Origin of the sequence: Streptomyces sp. SS1-1 (assembly GCF_008973465.1) — a bacterium.
Lineage (GTDB): Bacteria > Actinomycetota > Actinomycetes > Streptomycetales > Streptomycetaceae > Streptomyces.
Genome location: NZ_WBXN01000004.1, coordinates 5,353,330 through 5,368,975, shown reverse-complemented (window position 1 = coordinate 5,368,975; position 15,646 = coordinate 5,353,330). Strand labels below are relative to the sequence as shown.

The following is a 15,646-nucleotide window of genomic DNA, read 5'->3' as shown; positions in this document are numbered from 1 at the left end:
GTGTTTCACCCCGGCTGAACCCGGCCATAACAGTTCGGCAGCTTCGCACATCGTCCGCACACCCTCCGGACGGAAACACTGCAGACCGGCATCCGCAGGGACCGCGAAGGTAAGTAACCTTGCATGCGGCTGTCCAGCCGCGCCGGTCCGTCCGGCCTGGGCGGTGGCAGGAGGAGCACGAGCGGGCAACGGAGGGGCGGCCGGACATGACCACCGGACTGATTCCGGGGGCACCGACCCCGGACGGGCCGACGGGCGGACAGATGCCGCACCAGCGGCACGGCCCGGCCGGGCGCGAAGCCCTGCACGTCGACGACCGGACGAGGAGTTCAGTGATCACCGCGCGCGCGGCAGCCAGCTTCGAGCCCGTGGGGCGGTCCGTCGCGAGCGCCCGCTCCTTCGTCCGCGACACCCTTCAGGGATGGGGCTTCGCCGACATCGTCGACGACGCCGTGGTCCTCACCAGCGAACTGGTGACGAACGCCGTCGTCCACGCGGGCACCTCCGCGGACGTCCTGTGCCTGCGCAGCGAGGACGGCGTACGGATCGAGGTCGCCGACCGCTACCCCGAGCGCGAGATCCCGCTCCAGGGCTCCCCCGTCAACATGGGCAGCCCCGACCGCGAGGGCGGCCGCGGCCTCCAGCTGTGCGCGGCGCTCGCCGGCCGCTGGGGCGTCGACTACTCCCCCACCCACAAGCAGGTCTGGTTCCAGCTCGACCTGCCCGAGCGCCCCGTCGGCACCCGCGCCGCCGGGCCGTCGCTCCCCCTCGACCTCCTTCCGCTCGCCGACGGCCGCGTCCGCGTCGCCGTCGTCCAGATCGACCGGACCGGCGCCATCTCCTCGTGGAACGAGGACGCGGAGGACCTCTTCGGCTACGCCGCGGAGCAGGTCGTCGGCAAGCCCCTCACCGACTTCGCGGCCTGGCCGCACACCCCGGGCACCAGCACCGGCATCGCCGAGGCCCTCCAGCTCTCCCGCTGGGAGGGCAGCTACGGCATAAGGGGCGCCGACGGCCGCGTCACCCCCGTGTACGCCTCCCACCTGCGCGTCCGCGACACCGAGGGCGAGCCCTCCACGGTCTGCCTCCTGGTCCGCAACCACGAGCGGGCCGTCCTCCAGACCCCCCTGCGCATGCCGGCCGGCGACTCCGCCTCCGAGTCGTCGAGCACCGACCCGTTCGAGGTGTTCATCGGCTCCCCCGCCCCGGACGACCTCGACGGCCTCCTCCAGCGCACGGTGGAACGCGCACGCGACATGCTCGACGGTGACTCCGCCTTCCTGCTGCTCGCCACCGACGACGAGACCGAACTGGAGGTCCGCGCCTCCACCGGCCTGCCCTCCGCCCGCCAGCGCTTCGCCCGCGTCCCCGTCGAGGCCGGCCCCGGCCGCTACGGCTCGGCCCGGATGCCCGCGGTCCACGAGGACCTCACGATGGTGCCCGGCGCCGTCCCCCTGCTGCGCGGCACCGGCATGCGCTCCGTCGTCACCGTCCCCCTCAAGGTCGAGGGCCGCCTCACGGGCTCCCTCGGCGTCGCCGCGGAGGGCCCCGGCCGGTACTCCAACGAGGAGGCCCTGCGCCTCCAGTTCGCCGCCGACCGCATCGCCCTGGCCGTCGAGTCCGCCCGCCTCGGCGAACTCGAACGGCTGCGCAGGGGCTCGCTCAGCTTCCTCGTGGAGGCGTCCGACCTGCTGGCCGGCACCCTGGACCGCGACCAGACCCTGGCCCTCATGGCCCAGATGACGGTCCCGACGCTCGCCACCTGGTGCGCGGTCTACACGATCGCCGACCAGGCCTCCGAGCCCTACCTCTCGTACGTCCTGCACGAGGACGAGGAACTCATCGACGGCATCAAGTCGTTGCTCTCCAAGATCCCCCCGCCGGACCCGGTACCCACGCCCGGCGCCCGCGTCTGGTCGGCCCCCGCCGAGTCGGCGCACCAGGCCGCCCTGCGCACGTCCATGCGCAGCCTCGGCCTCGGCGAACCGGTCCGCCGCGTCAGCTCGGGCATCGGCCCCACGCTCGCCACGGCCTCCGCGGTCGGCGGCGAGACGGTGGTCCTGCCCCTGGTCGCCCGCAACCGCGTCATCGGCATGCTGACGCTGGGCAAGCCCACCGACGAGCACTTCCGCCAGGAGATCCTCGAACTCGCCGAGGACCTGAGCCGCCGGGCCGCCCTCGCCCTGGACAACGCCCGCCTCTACTCCGAGCGCACGGCCATCAGCCAGTCCCTCCAGCGCAGCCTCCTGCCGCCGGAGCTGCCCGAGATCGACGGCGTCGAGGTCGAGGTCATCTACCGCGCGGCCGGCGAGGGCAACGAGGTCGGCGGCGACTTCTACGACCTCTTCCCCATCAGCGACGGCGCCTACGGCTTCGCCATCGGCGACGTCTGCGGCACCGGCCCCAACGCCGCCGCCGTCACCGGCCTCGCCCGGCACGCCCTGCGCCTGCTCGCCCGCGAGGGCCTCAGCGGCCCCGCGGTCCTGGAGCGCCTGAACTCCGCCATCCTCGACGAGGGAGCCCGCAGCCGCTTCCTGACCCTCCTCTACGGCGAGATGCGCCCGCAGGAGGACGGCAGCGCCGAGCTGAAGGTGGTCTGCGCCGGCCACCCGCTCCCCCTCCGCCTCCGCCAGGACGGCACCGTCGAACCGGCGGCCGAACCCCAGCCGCTCCTGGGCGTCATGGAGGACCTGGAGCTCTACGAGCAGACGGTCACCCTCGACCCGGGCGACGTCCTGCTCTGCGTCACCGACGGCGTCACCGAACGCCGCGAGGGCACCCGCATGCTGGGCGACGACGGTCTCGCCGACGTCCTCACCACCTGCACGGGTCTCACGGCCGGCGCGGTCGCGGCCCGCATCATGCGCGCGGTCGAGCGCTTCGCCTCCGACGCCCCCTCCGACGACATGGCGATCCTGGCCATGCGGGTCCCGGAAGTCCACCAGGCATGAAAAAGGCCCCGCCCGAAAGGGCGGGGCCTTTTGCTATGGAGCCCCCAAACGGAATCGAACCGTTGACCTTCTCCTTACCATGGAGACGCTCTACCGACTGAGCTATAGGGGCCTGCTGCCTTGCGGGGTTTCCCTCGCGGCAACGAAAGAGATCGTACCCTGAACGCGCCCGTGCTCCCAAATTCCGTCAGAAGGCCGCCTGGAGCAGTCCGCCCAGCGCATTACAGGCCGACACCACGCGCTGCAACTCCCGCTTGGTGAGGCAGACGTCGACGGGCAACGCCAGCGTCTCGTCGGCGGCCCGCTCGGTCTCCGGCAGGGACACACACCGCCGGTACCCGGGCAGCCGGTGCACCGGCGTCTTCACGGGCACCCGGCACTCAACTCCCCTGAGCCGCACGGCCCGTGCGAAGGCATCCCGATCGGGCCGCCCATTCCCGGGCACCCGCACCACATACTGCTGATAGGTGTGCCCGTCACCCCCGTCGGGCACCAGCACACCCTTCAACTTGGCGTCCAGATAAGCCGCCCGCTCCCGCCGCCGCGCCACCTCGTCGTACGGCGCCTCGGACTCCCCCTGCTCCAGCACCAGTAGCCCACGCCGGCGTCCGACGGCCCACAGCCCCGGCACATCGGCCACCCGTCCGAAGCGGTGCACGGCGACGACGGCGGCCGTCCGCGGACCGGCGACCGCGTCCACGGCAGCGGCGTCCAGGCAGTACGTCAGCGGATCTATGTCGGCGAACACGGGCAGCGCACCCGCGAGGACCACGGCCTCGGCCACCTCGACGTTCCCGAAGGCCGGTACGACGACCTCGTCACCGACGCCGATGCCGGCGGCCCGGAGCATTTCAGCAGTACCCATGTCACGGATGCTGCGCGCGACACGTGAACGCCGGATGACGGGAAACAAAAAAGGGCTGGACCCAAAACCTAAGTTCTGGGTCCAGCCCTCTAATAATTGTTCGGCGGTGTCCTACTCTCCCACAGGGTCCCCCCTGCAGTACCATCGGCGCTGTAAGGCTTAGCTTCCGGGTTCGGAATGTAACCGGGCGTTTCCCTCACGCTATGACCACCGAAACACTATGAAACAATCAACCGCACCATGTGTGGCACATGGGGTTGTTCGTGGTTTCAGAACCAACACAGTGGACGCGAGCAACTGAGGACAAGCCCTCGGCCTATTAGTACCGGTCACCTCCACACATTACTGTGCTTCCAGATCCGGCCTATCAACCCAGTCGTCTACTGGGAGCCTTACCCCATCAAGTGGGTGGGAGTCCTCATCTCGAAGCAGGCTTCCCGCTTAGATGCTTTCAGCGGTTATCCCTCCCGAACGTAGCCAACCAGCCATGCCCTTGGCAGAACAACTGGCACACCAGAGGTTCGTCCGTCCCGGTCCTCTCGTACTAGGGACAGCCCTTCTCAAGACTCCTACGCGCACAGCGGATAGGGACCGAACTGTCTCACGACGTTCTAAACCCAGCTCGCGTACCGCTTTAATGGGCGAACAGCCCAACCCTTGGGACCGACTCCAGCCCCAGGATGCGACGAGCCGACATCGAGGTGCCAAACCATCCCGTCGATATGGACTCTTGGGGAAGATCAGCCTGTTATCCCCGGGGTACCTTTTATCCGTTGAGCGACGGCGCTTCCACAAGCCACCGCCGGATCACTAGTCCCGACTTTCGTCCCTGCTCGACCCGTCGGTCTCACAGTCAAGCTCCCTTGTGCACTTACACTCAACACCTGATTGCCAACCAGGCTGAGGGAACCTTTGGGCGCCTCCGTTACCCTTTAGGAGGCAACCGCCCCAGTTAAACTACCCATCAGACACTGTCCCTGATCCGGATCACGGACCCAGGTTAGACATCCAGCACGACCAGACTGGTATTTCAACGACGACTCCACCCGAACTGGCGTCCGAGCTTCACAGTCTCCCAGCTATCCTACACAAGCCGAACCGAACACCAATATCAAACTGTAGTAAAGGTCCCGGGGTCTTTCCGTCCTGCTGCGCGAAACGAGCATCTTTACTCGTAGTGCAATTTCACCGGGCCTATGGTTGAGACAGTCGAGAAGTCGTTACGCCATTCGTGCAGGTCGGAACTTACCCGACAAGGAATTTCGCTACCTTAGGATGGTTATAGTTACCACCGCCGTTTACTGGCGCTTAAGTTCTCAGCTTCGCCGAGACGAATCTCGACTAACCGGTCCCCTTAACGTTCCAGCACCGGGCAGGCGTCAGTCCGTATACATCGCCTTACGGCTTCGCACGGACCTGTGTTTTTAGTAAACAGTCGCTTCTCGCTGGTCTCTGCGGCCACCCCCAGCTCGAGCAGCAAGTACTCTCACCAGGTGTGGCCCCCCTTCTCCCGAAGTTACGGGGGCATTTTGCCGAGTTCCTTAACCATAGTTCACCCGAACGCCTCGGTATTCTCTACCTGACCACCTGAGTCGGTTTAGGGTACGGGCCGCCATGAAACTCGCTAGAGGCTTTTCTCGACAGCATAGGATCATCCACTTCACCACAATCGGCTCGGCATCAGGTCTCAGACTATGTGTCAGGCGGATTTGCCTACCTGACGTCCTACACCCTTACCCCGGGACAACCACCGCCCGGGATGGACTACCTTCCTGCGTCACCCCATCACTCACCTACTACCAGCTCGGGTCACCGGCTCCACCACTCCGACCTCGTCCGAAGACTCAGCCGGCGGCTTCACGGGCTTAGCATCACTGGATTCGATGTTTGACGCTTCACAGCGGGTACCGGAATATCAACCGGTTATCCATCGACTACGCCTGTCGGCCTCGCCTTAGGTCCCGACTTACCCTGGGCAGATCAGCTTGACCCAGGAACCCTTAGTCAATCGGCGCACACGTTTCTCACGTGTGAATCGCTACTCATGCCTGCATTCTCACTCGTCAACCGTCCACAACTCGCTTCCGCGGCTGCTTCACCCGGCAGACGACGCTCCCCTACCCATCCCAGAAGGCGTTGGCCCTATATTCTGGAATGACACGACTTCGGCGGTACGCTTGAGCCCCGCTACATTGTCGGCGCGGAATCACTAGACCAGTGAGCTATTACGCACTCTTTCAAGGGTGGCTGCTTCTAAGCCAACCTCCTGGTTGTCTCTGCGACTCCACATCCTTTCCCACTTAGCGTACGCTTAGGGGCCTTAGTCGATGCTCTGGGCTGTTTCCCTCTCGACCATGGAGCTTATCCCCCACAGTCTCACTGCCGCGCTCTCACTTACCGGCATTCGGAGTTTGGCTAAGGTCAGTAACCCGGTAGGGCCCATCGCCTATCCAGTGCTCTACCTCCGGCAAGAAACACACGACGCTGCACCTAAATGCATTTCGGGGAGAACCAGCTATCACGGAGTTTGATTGGCCTTTCACCCCTAACCACAGGTCATCCCCCAGGTTTTCAACCCTGGTGGGTTCGGTCCTCCACGAAGTCTTACCTCCGCTTCAACCTGCCCATGGCTAGATCACTCCGCTTCGGGTCTAGAGCGCGCTACTACATCGCCCTATTCGGACTCGCTTTCGCTACGGCTTCCCCACACGGGTTAACCTCGCAACACACCGCAAACTCGCAGGCTCATTCTTCAAAAGGCACGCAGTCACGAGACACCAGCAAGCTGATGTCCGACGCTCCCACGGCTTGTAGGCACACGGTTTCAGGTACTATTTCACTCCGCTCCCGCGGTACTTTTCACCATTCCCTCACGGTACTATCCGCTATCGGTCACCAGGGAATATTTAGGCTTAGCGGGTGGTCCCGCCAGATTCACACGGGATTTCTCGGGCCCCGTGCTACTTGGGTGTCTCCCAAACGAGCCGCTGACGTTTCGACTACGGGGGTCTTACCCTCTACGCCGGACCTTTCGCATGTCCTTCGCCTACATCAACGGTTTCTGACTCGTCGACCAGCCGGCAGACTGATCAAGAGAGATCCCACAACCCCGAATACGCAACCCCTGCCGGGTCTCACACGCATACGGTTTGGCCTCATCCGGTTTCGCTCGCCACTACTCCCGGAATCACGGTTGTTTTCTCTTCCTGCGGGTACTGAGATGTTTCACTTCCCCGCGTTCCCTCCACACTGCCTATGTGTTCAGCAGCGGGTGACAGCCCATGACGACTGCCGGGTTTCCCCATTCGGAAACCCCCGGATCAAAGCCTGGTTGACGACTCCCCGGGGACTATCGTGGCCTCCCACGTCCTTCATCGGTTCCTGGTGCCAAGGCATCCACCGTGCGCCCTTAAAAACTTGGCCACAGATGCTCGCGTCCACTGTGCAGTTCTCAAACAACGACCAACCACCCATCACCCCGAACCGAAGCTCGAGTGCACTGGGGCCGGCACTGAAGGCGACCTCGCGGCCGTACCCTCAGACACCCAACAGCGTGCCCGACACAGTCAGTCGACCAGATCAGCGTTCCACGCTCCGAAGAGCAGTACTAGCGCCTGGTCCATCCTGGACCGTGCCGAGTAGTCAACGTTCCACCCATGAGCAACCAGCATCAGACATTCGCTGATGTACTGGCCTCTGACCAACCGAAGTTGGTGAGAAGTGCTCCTTAGAAAGGAGGTGATCCAGCCGCACCTTCCGGTACGGCTACCTTGTTACGACTTCGTCCCAATCGCCAGTCCCACCTTCGACAGCTCCCTCCCACAAGGGGTTGGGCCACCGGCTTCGGGTGTTACCGACTTTCGTGACGTGACGGGCGGTGTGTACAAGGCCCGGGAACGTATTCACCGCAGCAATGCTGATCTGCGATTACTAGCGACTCCGACTTCATGGGGTCGAGTTGCAGACCCCAATCCGAACTGAGACCGGCTTTTTGAGATTCGCTCCACCTCGCGGTATCGCAGCTCATTGTACCGGCCATTGTAGCACGTGTGCAGCCCAAGACATAAGGGGCATGATGACTTGACGTCGTCCCCACCTTCCTCCGAGTTGACCCCGGCGGTCTCCCGTGAGTCCCCAGCACCACAAGGGCCTGCTGGCAACACGGGACAAGGGTTGCGCTCGTTGCGGGACTTAACCCAACATCTCACGACACGAGCTGACGACAGCCATGCACCACCTGTACACCGACCACAAGGGGGCGCCCATCTCTGGACGTTTCCGGTGTATGTCAAGCCTTGGTAAGGTTCTTCGCGTTGCGTCGAATTAAGCCACATGCTCCGCCGCTTGTGCGGGCCCCCGTCAATTCCTTTGAGTTTTAGCCTTGCGGCCGTACTCCCCAGGCGGGGCACTTAATGCGTTAGCTGCGGCACGGACAACGTGGAATGTTGCCCACACCTAGTGCCCACCGTTTACGGCGTGGACTACCAGGGTATCTAATCCTGTTCGCTCCCCACGCTTTCGCTCCTCAGCGTCAGTATCGGCCCAGAGATCCGCCTTCGCCACCGGTGTTCCTCCTGATATCTGCGCATTTCACCGCTACACCAGGAATTCCGATCTCCCCTACCGAACTCTAGCCTGCCCGTATCGACTGCAGACCCGGGGTTAAGCCCCGGGCTTTCACAACCGACGTGACAAGCCGCCTACGAGCTCTTTACGCCCAATAATTCCGGACAACGCTTGCGCCCTACGTATTACCGCGGCTGCTGGCACGTAGTTAGCCGGCGCTTCTTCTGCAGGTACCGTCACTTTCGCTTCTTCCCTGCTGAAAGAGGTTTACAACCCGAAGGCCGTCATCCCTCACGCGGCGTCGCTGCATCAGGCTTTCGCCCATTGTGCAATATTCCCCACTGCTGCCTCCCGTAGGAGTCTGGGCCGTGTCTCAGTCCCAGTGTGGCCGGTCGCCCTCTCAGGCCGGCTACCCGTCGTCGCCTTGGTGAGCCATTACCTCACCAACAAGCTGATAGGCCGCGGGCTCATCCTGCACCGCCGGAGCTTTCGAACCACTTGGATGCCCAAGTAGATCAGTATCCGGTATTAGACCCCGTTTCCAGGGCTTGTCCCAGAGTGCAGGGCAGATTGCCCACGTGTTACTCACCCGTTCGCCACTAATCCCCACCGAAGTGGTTCATCGTTCGACTTGCATGTGTTAAGCACGCCGCCAGCGTTCGTCCTGAGCCAGGATCAAACTCTCCGTGAATGTTTACCCGTAATCGGGTGCACACGTCACGAGAGCGGAACATCGGGAGGAATGATCCCGATGTTCACAGCGTCCTCGCTGTGTTTATTTCAAAGGAACCTCGCCCCAGCAGAAGCTGGAGACGGGGTATCAACATATCTGGCGTTGACTTTTGGCACGCTGTTGAGTTCTCAAGGAACGGACGCTTCCTTTGTACTCACCCTCTCGGGCTTTCCTCCGGGCGCTTCCCTTCGGTCTTGCGTTTCCGACTCTATCAGATCTTTCCGATCCGATTTCCTCGGTGCTTTCCAGGTTCCCGCTTCCGCGTTTCCCTTTCCGGCGGTTCCGACTTTATCAGAAGTTCTGAGTCGGATTTCCCGCCCTCTGCGGGGCGGTCCGGGCACATGAAGTGGCCGGGTTCCCCTCGGGCGGAGCCGTAAACGTACTGGAGCGGGGCGCCCCGATGCAAATCGAGGCGCCCCGCTCCTGCGTCACGCGGCCGTGGGCCGACGGGTCGTCAGACCTCCACGACCACCGGGAGGATCATCGGCCGGCGCCGGTAGGTGTCCGAGACCCACTTGCCGAGCGTCCGGCGGATGAGTTGCTGCAGCTGGTGCGGTTCGACCACACCGTCCTGGGCCGAGCGTTCCAGCGACTCGGTGATCCTCGGGATGACGTCCGCGAAGGCGGAGTCCTCGATGCCGGAGCCGCGGGCCTGGATGTGCGGGCCACCCGTGATCTTGCCGGTGGAGGAGTCCACCACCACGAAGACCGAGATGATGCCCTCGTCACCGAGGATCTTGCGGTCCTTCAGGGCGGGCTCGCCCACGTCACCGACGGAGAGGCCGTCGACGTAGACGTATCCGGCCTGGACCTTGCCCGTGATCTTGGCCTTGCCCTCGACGAGGTCAACGACGACGCCGTCCTCGGCGATGACGATGCGGTCGTGCGGGACGCCGGTCAGGGCGCCCAGCTCGGCGTTGGCGCGCAGGTGGCGCCATTCGCCGTGGACCGGCATCAGGTTCTTCGGGCGGCAGATGTTGTAGAAGTACAGCAGCTCGCCGGCCGAGGCGTGGCCCGAGACGTGGACCTTGGCGTTCCCCTTGTGGACGACGTTGGCGCCCCAGCGGGTCAGGCCGTTGATCACGCGGTAGACCGCGTTCTCGTTGCCGGGGATGAGCGACGACGCCAGGATCACGGTGTCGCCCTGGACGATGCGGATCTGGTGGTCGCGGTTGGCCATCCGGGACAGGGCGGCCATCGGTTCGCCCTGGGAGCCCGTACAGACGAGGACGACTTCGCTGTCCGGCAGGTCGTCGAGCGTCTTGACGTCGACGACCAGGCCCGGCGGGACCTTCAGGTAGCCGAGGTCGCGGGCGATGCCCATGTTGCGGACCATCGAGCGGCCGACGAAGGCGACCCGGCGGCCGTACTCGTGGGCGGCGTCCAGGATCTGCTGGATGCGGTGGACGTGGCTGGCGAAGCTGGCCACGATCACGCGCTTGCGGGCTCCGGCGAAGACCTGGCGCAGGACGTTGGAGATGTCCCGCTCGTGCGGGGTGAAGCCCGGCACCTCCGCGTTCGTGGAGTCGGAGAGGAGAAGGTCGATGCCTTCTTCGCTCAGACGCGCGAAGGCGTGCAGGTCGGTCAGCCGGTTGTCCAGCGGGAGCTGGTCCATCTTGAAGTCGCCGGTGTGGACCACCATGCCCGCGGGGGTGCGGATGGCCACGGCGAGAGCGTCCGGGATGGAGTGGTTGACCGCGACGAACTCGCAGTCGAAGGGGCCGATGCGCTCGCGGTTCCCCTCGGACACCTCGAGGGTGTACGGGCGGATGCGGTGCTCCTGGAGCTTGGCCTCGATGAGGGCCAGGGTCAGCTTGGAGCCGATCAGCGGGATGTCCGGCTTCTCGCGCAGCAGGAAGGGGACACCGCCGATGTGGTCCTCGTGACCGTGGGTGAGGACGATGCCCTCGATGTCGTCGAGGCGGTCCCTGATGGACGTGAAGTCCGGCAGGATCAGGTCGATTCCGGGCTGCTCCTCCTCGGGGAAGAGCACTCCGCAGTCGACGATCAGGAGGCGGCCGCCGTACTCGAAGACGGTCATGTTCCGGCCGATCTCGCCGAGGCCGCCGAGCGGGGTGACCCTCAGTCCGCCATCGGGGAGCGGCGGGGGCGGGGCCAGTTCAGGATGCGGATGACTCAAAAGACTCTCCTCACCACACGCGCCACGTACCGGTTGGGCACGTGGCGCGCATGACGTTCGTGCAGAAGCAGTTGTCGTTGTGGGGTGCGGGCACCGGTGGCCCGCCTATTCAGTTGTGAAGTCAGGTGCGCGGCTCGCGCGCGAAGTCTGTGTTTAGAGCTGTACCCCGCCGGCGGCAAGATCGATCTTGAGCTGCTCGATCTCCTCGGGCGAGCACTCCACCATGGGGGCGCGCAGCGGTCCCGCGGGCAGGCCCTGGAGGGTGAGCGCCGCCTTGGTCGTCATGACGCCCTGCGTGCGGAACATGCCGGTGTAGACCGGAAGCAGCTTCTGGTGGATCTCGGTGGCCTTCTGGACGTCACCGGAGGTGTACGCCTCGATGAGGGCGCGCAGGTCCGGGGTGACGACATGGCCGACGACGGAGACGAAGCCGACGGCGCCCACGGAGAGCAGCGGCAGGTTCAGCATGTCGTCGCCGGAGTACCAGGCGAGGCCGGAGCGGGCGATGGTCCAGCTGGCGCGGCCGAGGTCGCCCTTGGCGTCCTTGTTGGCCACGACGCGCGGGTGCTCGGCGAGCCGGACGATCGTCTCGGTGCTGATCGGGACGCCGCTGCGGCCGGGGATGTCGTACAGCATGACGGGCAGGCCGGTGCTGTCTGCGATGGCCTTGAAGTGCCGGTACAGGCCCTCCTGCGGGGGCTTGTTGTAGTACGGCGTGACGACCAGCAGGCCGTGGGCGCCCACCTGCTCCGCGTCGTGGGCGAGCTCCAGGCTGTGCCGGGTGTCGTTGGTGCCGACCCCGGCCACCACGTGCGCCCGGTCGCCTACGGCCTCCAGCACGGCGCGTACGAGGTCCTTTTTCTCCGCGTTGCTGGTGGTGGGCGACTCACCGGTGGTGCCGTTGATGATCAGGCCGTCATTGCCTGCGTCCACCAGGTGCGTGGCGAGCCGCTGCGCGCCGTCGAGATCGAGTACGCCGTCCGCCGTGAAGGGCGTGATCATGGCGGTGAGGACCCGCCCGAAGGGGGTCTGCGGAGTCGAGGTCGGAGCCATGGGTTACACGCTACTCGTTGTGCACGGCCGGGTCTGCCCTCGGGGGGTGCGGCAAAGTCAGGACAAATAAGGAGCCCGGCACTGCCTGCTCGGGGGTTCAAGCAGTGCCGGGTCCGTTTGATCAGGCTAGATGAACTTCTCTAAATGCCGCAATACGGACACTTCGCGAGGCTGACGCCGCGCTGCCGTACCGACCGCTCCAGGGCGGTCGGATCACGGCGCCACCCGGCCGTTCGCGTTGAAGGCGGCGTACGTAAGAGGCATAAGCTTGGCCCACTCCGCCTCCATGCGCTCCCCCACCATCTCGATCTCGCGCTGCGGGAATGACGGCACCTTGGCCAGCTCGTGCTGGGTGCGCAGGCCGAGGAAGTGCATCAGCGAGCGTGCGTTGCACGTGGCGTACATCGAGGAGAACAGGCCGACGGGGAGGACGGCGCGGGCGACCTCGCGGGCCACGCCGGCGGCCAGCATCTCCTGGTACGCCTCGTACGCCTGCCGGTAGGAGTCCTCCATGGCGCGGCCGACGAGCTCCTGCTGGGCCTGGGTGCCCTCCACGAAGACGTACTTGCCGGGGCGGCCCTCCTGCACGAGCTTGCGGGACTCGTCCGGGACGTAGAAGACGGGCTGGAGCTCCCTGTAGCGGCCGCTCTCCTCGTTGTACGACCAGCCCACGCGGTGCCGCATGAACTCGCGGAAGACGAAGATCGGGGCGCTGATGAAGAAGGTCATCGAGTTGTGCTCGAAGGGGCTGCCGTGCCGGTCGCGCATCAGGTAATTGATCAGGCCCTTGGAGCGCTCCGGGTCCTTCTTCAGCTCGTCCAGGGACTGCTCGCCGGCGGTGGAGACACGGGCGGCCCACAGCACGTCGGAGTCGGCCGCGCTGTGCTTGACCAGCTCCACGGTGACATCGCTGCGGAAGCTGGGCTTGAGGTCGGCGGCGGGGGTGTCGGTCACGGCTGGGGAGGTCCTTCCATCACGGCTTCGGGCGGCGCCCACTCTACGGCCCGGCTCTGACAACGGGGCGATCGGTGCCGGGTCCCGACATACGTCCGCGAATTTCTGTGAATTCGGTGAAACCGGGCACCGATTGAGGCGTTCGTTCGTCTGTCCTGATGACGATCACCCCTACGTATCCGAGAGGAGACGATCCCGATGCTTCGCCGGCGTGAGCCCGTTCCCTTCGCCTTCGTCGCCGAGGCCGACCGGTTCCGCAGCAATGTCGCTCCCCCGCCCCGTGAGCGGCCCACGCTCGGGCAGCTGGCCGGGCGCGCGCTGCTCGGTCTCACCCTCGTCGCCGGTCTCGTCGGCTCGCTGGTGATAGGGACGCCGGCCCTGTCGACCGACACCCACTCCGACACCCAGCAGTCGCAGGCGTCCGAGGGCCGCTGACCCCTTCGGACCCTCAAGGGTGGTGAGTGCTCATCCGTCTCGGTAGCCTCACCGGGCACACCCCTGCATGGATTGAGTGAGGACCAGCCGTGCCCCTGCCCTTCCTGACGGCCGACCGCGCGTTCGAGGCAGCCGACGACGTCGCGCTGCCCCACGACGACCACGAGCGCTGGCGGCGGCCCTACCGACCCGGGCCGTGGCGGGTGGGCGCGGCGGCGCTCTGGCTGCTGCTCGCCTCGTACGTGCTGTTCGCCGCGGTCATCATCGCCCTGACCGGCACCCTGACCGCGTCCGCCACCGTGTTCGGCATCGCGCTGGTCATCATCGCCGGGGCGCTGCGCCTGCTGCGCATCGGTGTGTGGGTGAGCTCCCGGGGACTGCGTCACGTCCGGTTCCTCACCACGCGTACGGTGCCCTGGCAGCAGGTCGCCACCGTGCGGACGGTTCAGCAGCCGGTGCGCTGGCTGGGGCTTCCCCGGACCGTGCAGGGGCAGGCGCTGCTCCTGGTGCGCCAGGGCCGTGGGGCGGCGGACGACATGCCGGTGCTGATGACCACGCACAGCGCGGACTTCCTCGCCCGTCTCGCCGCGTTCGACCGGGCGACCGACGCCGTCGAGGCGTGGGCCGCGGAGAACGCGCGCGCCTGAGCCGTACGCGTGAGGGGCCGGTCCACGGTGGTGGACCGGCCCCTCACGCGTACGGCTCAGGCGTCGACGGTCCTGCCGTCGTGCAGGGCGATGGCGCGCTGCATGGCCTTGCGGGCCCGTGGGGTGTCACGGGCGTCGTGGTAGGCGACGGCGAGGCGGAACCAGCTGCGCCAGTCGTCGGGCGCGGCCTCGGTCTCGGCCTTGCGGCGGGCGAAGACCTCGTCGGCGGAGTCGCGGTCGATACGGCCGCCGGGGGTGCGCCGCAGCTCGTCGACGGGCAGCCCGCCCTCGGCGTCGAGCTCGGCGGCCAGGGCGTTGGCCCGGCGGACGAACTGGGTGTTCTTCCACAGGAACCACACGCCGATGACCGGCAGGATCAGCACGGCCACACCGAAGGTGACCGTGATGACGGTGCCGGACTGGATGAGCATGACGCCCCGGCTGCCGACCAGGACGAAGTAGACGACCAGGACGGCGGCCGTCACGGCGTAGGAGATCTTCGCGCGCATCAGTGGGTCTCGTGTCAGCTCAGGTCGAGGAAGTGCTCCAGGCCGAAGGTCAGGCCCGGAGTGGTCACCACCCGCCGCGCGCCGAGCAGGATGCCCGGCATGAAGCTGCTGTGGTGCAGGGAGTCGTGGCGGACGGTGAGGGTCTCGCCCTCGGCGCCGAGGAGGACCTCCTGGTGGGCGAGCAGGCCGCGCAGCCGGACCGAGTGGACCGGGACCCCGTCGACGCTGGCGCCTCGGGCGCCGTCCAGGGCGGTCTCCGTGGCGTCCGGCGCCGGTGCCGTGCCCACCGCGCGGCGGGCCTCGGCGATGAGCTGGGCGGTGCGGGTGGCGGTGCCGGAGGGGGCGTCGACCTTCTTCGGGTGGTGCAGTTCGACGACCTCGACGGACTCGAAGTACGGCGCGGCGAGCTGTGCGAACTTCATCGTGAGGACGGCGCCGATGGAGAAGTTCGGCGCGATGAGCACGCCCGTCGTCGGGGAGGCGTCGAGCCAGCCCCTCAGCCGCGCGAGACGGTCGTCGGTCCAGCCGGTCGTGCCGACGACGGCGTGGATGCCGTGGCCGACGCAGTACTCCAGGTTGGCCATCACCGAGTCCGGCGTGGTCAGTTCGACGGCGACCTGGGCACCGGTCTCGGCGAGGGTCTCCAGCTGGTCGCCCCGGCCCAGGGCGGCGACCAGCTCCATGTCCTCGGCGGCCTCGACCGCCCGTACCGCCTCGGAGCCGATCCGGCCCTTGGCGCCGAGGACCGCCACGCGCAGCTTGCTCATCTCTTGTGCTTCCTTCAACCGGGGAT

General features: G+C 66.1%; 9 protein-coding genes, 1 tRNA gene and 3 rRNA genes. 3 read left to right on the top strand and 10 right to left on the bottom strand.

The window, feature by feature from the left end; all coding sequences use genetic code 11:
• Positions 1 to 206: 206 nt before the first annotated feature.
• The gene (locus F8R89_RS26080; protein ID WP_151786215.1) at positions 207 to 2,951 is read left to right on the top strand and encodes a SpoIIE family protein phosphatase; all 2,745 of its coding nucleotides are present in this window, start codon (positions 207 to 209) and stop codon (positions 2,949 to 2,951) included.
• Between the two features lie 36 nt (positions 2,952 to 2,987).
• On the opposite strand, the gene F8R89_RS26075 is transcribed toward F8R89_RS26080, so the two are convergent.
• The 8 genes from F8R89_RS26075 to thyX form a co-directional block, all read right to left on the bottom strand.
• Positions 2,988 to 3,063 (bottom strand) — tRNA-Thr (locus tag F8R89_RS26075).
• A gap of 75 nt (positions 3,064 to 3,138) precedes the next feature.
• On the bottom strand, positions 3,139 to 3,801 hold the full coding sequence (locus F8R89_RS26070) for a DegT/DnrJ/EryC1/StrS family aminotransferase (RefSeq protein WP_151788289.1): 663 nt from the start codon (positions 3,799 to 3,801) through the stop codon (positions 3,139 to 3,141).
• Positions 3,802 to 3,914: 113 nt separating this feature from the next.
• Positions 3,915 to 4,031 (bottom strand): 5S ribosomal RNA (gene rrf, locus F8R89_RS26065).
• A gap of 84 nt (positions 4,032 to 4,115) precedes the next feature.
• Positions 4,116 to 7,239, bottom strand: a 23S ribosomal RNA gene (locus tag F8R89_RS26060).
• Positions 7,240 to 7,547: 308 nt separating this feature from the next.
• Positions 7,548 to 9,073: ribosomal RNA gene (locus F8R89_RS26055) — 16S ribosomal RNA — on the bottom strand.
• The 16S, 23S and 5S rRNA genes sit together here, the layout of an rRNA operon.
• Positions 9,074 to 9,569: 496 nt before the next feature.
• Positions 9,570 to 11,255, bottom strand: a complete 1,686-nt coding sequence (locus F8R89_RS26045) for a ribonuclease J (protein WP_151786213.1) — start codon at positions 11,253 to 11,255, stop codon at positions 9,570 to 9,572.
• Positions 11,256 to 11,408: 153 nt separating this feature from the next.
• On the bottom strand, positions 11,409 to 12,308 hold the full coding sequence (gene dapA, locus F8R89_RS26040) for a 4-hydroxy-tetrahydrodipicolinate synthase (RefSeq protein WP_151786212.1): 900 nt from the start codon (positions 12,306 to 12,308) through the stop codon (positions 11,409 to 11,411).
• A 213-nt stretch (positions 12,309 to 12,521) separates the two neighbouring features.
• Positions 12,522 to 13,262 (bottom strand): FAD-dependent thymidylate synthase, encoded by a 741-nt coding sequence (gene thyX, locus F8R89_RS26035; RefSeq protein ID WP_151786211.1) that lies wholly within the window; start codon positions 13,260 to 13,262, stop codon positions 12,522 to 12,524.
• A gap of 198 nt (positions 13,263 to 13,460) precedes the next feature.
• Here thyX and F8R89_RS26030 point away from each other — a divergent pair, with 198 nt between their 5' ends.
• Together F8R89_RS26030 and F8R89_RS26025 are read left to right on the top strand one after the other, a co-directional pair.
• Positions 13,461 to 13,697 (top strand): hypothetical protein, encoded by a 237-nt coding sequence (locus F8R89_RS26030; RefSeq protein WP_151786210.1) that lies wholly within the window; start codon positions 13,461 to 13,463, stop codon positions 13,695 to 13,697.
• Positions 13,698 to 13,786: 89 nt separating this feature from the next.
• On the top strand, positions 13,787 to 14,344 hold the full coding sequence (locus F8R89_RS26025; RefSeq protein ID WP_151786209.1) for a hypothetical protein: 558 nt from the start codon (positions 13,787 to 13,789) through the stop codon (positions 14,342 to 14,344).
• Positions 14,345 to 14,400: 56 nt separating this feature from the next.
• Here the strand turns inward: F8R89_RS26025 and F8R89_RS26020 are convergent, their stop codons facing one another.
• Positions 14,401 to 14,853, bottom strand: a complete 453-nt coding sequence (locus F8R89_RS26020) for a tetratricopeptide repeat protein (RefSeq protein WP_151786208.1) — start codon at positions 14,851 to 14,853, stop codon at positions 14,401 to 14,403.
• Between the two features lie 14 nt (positions 14,854 to 14,867).
• The gene (gene dapB / locus F8R89_RS26015) at positions 14,868 to 15,620 is read right to left on the bottom strand and encodes a 4-hydroxy-tetrahydrodipicolinate reductase (RefSeq protein ID WP_151786207.1); all 753 of its coding nucleotides are present in this window, start codon (positions 15,618 to 15,620) and stop codon (positions 14,868 to 14,870) included.
• Between the last annotated feature and the right edge of the window lie 26 nt (positions 15,621 to 15,646).

Excerpts from the sequence above, each read along its gene's own strand:
- F8R89_RS26030 (WP_151786210.1), top strand. The coding sequence starts at position 13,461 with ATGCTTCGCCGGCGTGAGCCCGTTCCCTTCGCCTTCGTCGCCGAGGCC.
- dapA (WP_151786212.1), bottom strand. The coding sequence starts at position 12,308 with ATGGCTCCGACCTCGACTCCGCAGACCCCCTTCGGGCGGGTCCTCACC.
- dapB (WP_151786207.1), bottom strand. The coding sequence starts at position 15,620 with ATGAGCAAGCTGCGCGTGGCGGTCCTCGGCGCCAAGGGCCGGATCGGC.
- F8R89_RS26020 (WP_151786208.1), bottom strand. The coding sequence starts at position 14,853 with ATGCGCGCGAAGATCTCCTACGCCGTGACGGCCGCCGTCCTGGTCGTC.
- F8R89_RS26080 (WP_151786215.1), top strand. The coding sequence starts at position 207 with ATGACCACCGGACTGATTCCGGGGGCACCGACCCCGGACGGGCCGACG.
- F8R89_RS26070 (WP_151788289.1), bottom strand. The coding sequence starts at position 3,801 with ATGCTCCGGGCCGCCGGCATCGGCGTCGGTGACGAGGTCGTCGTACCG.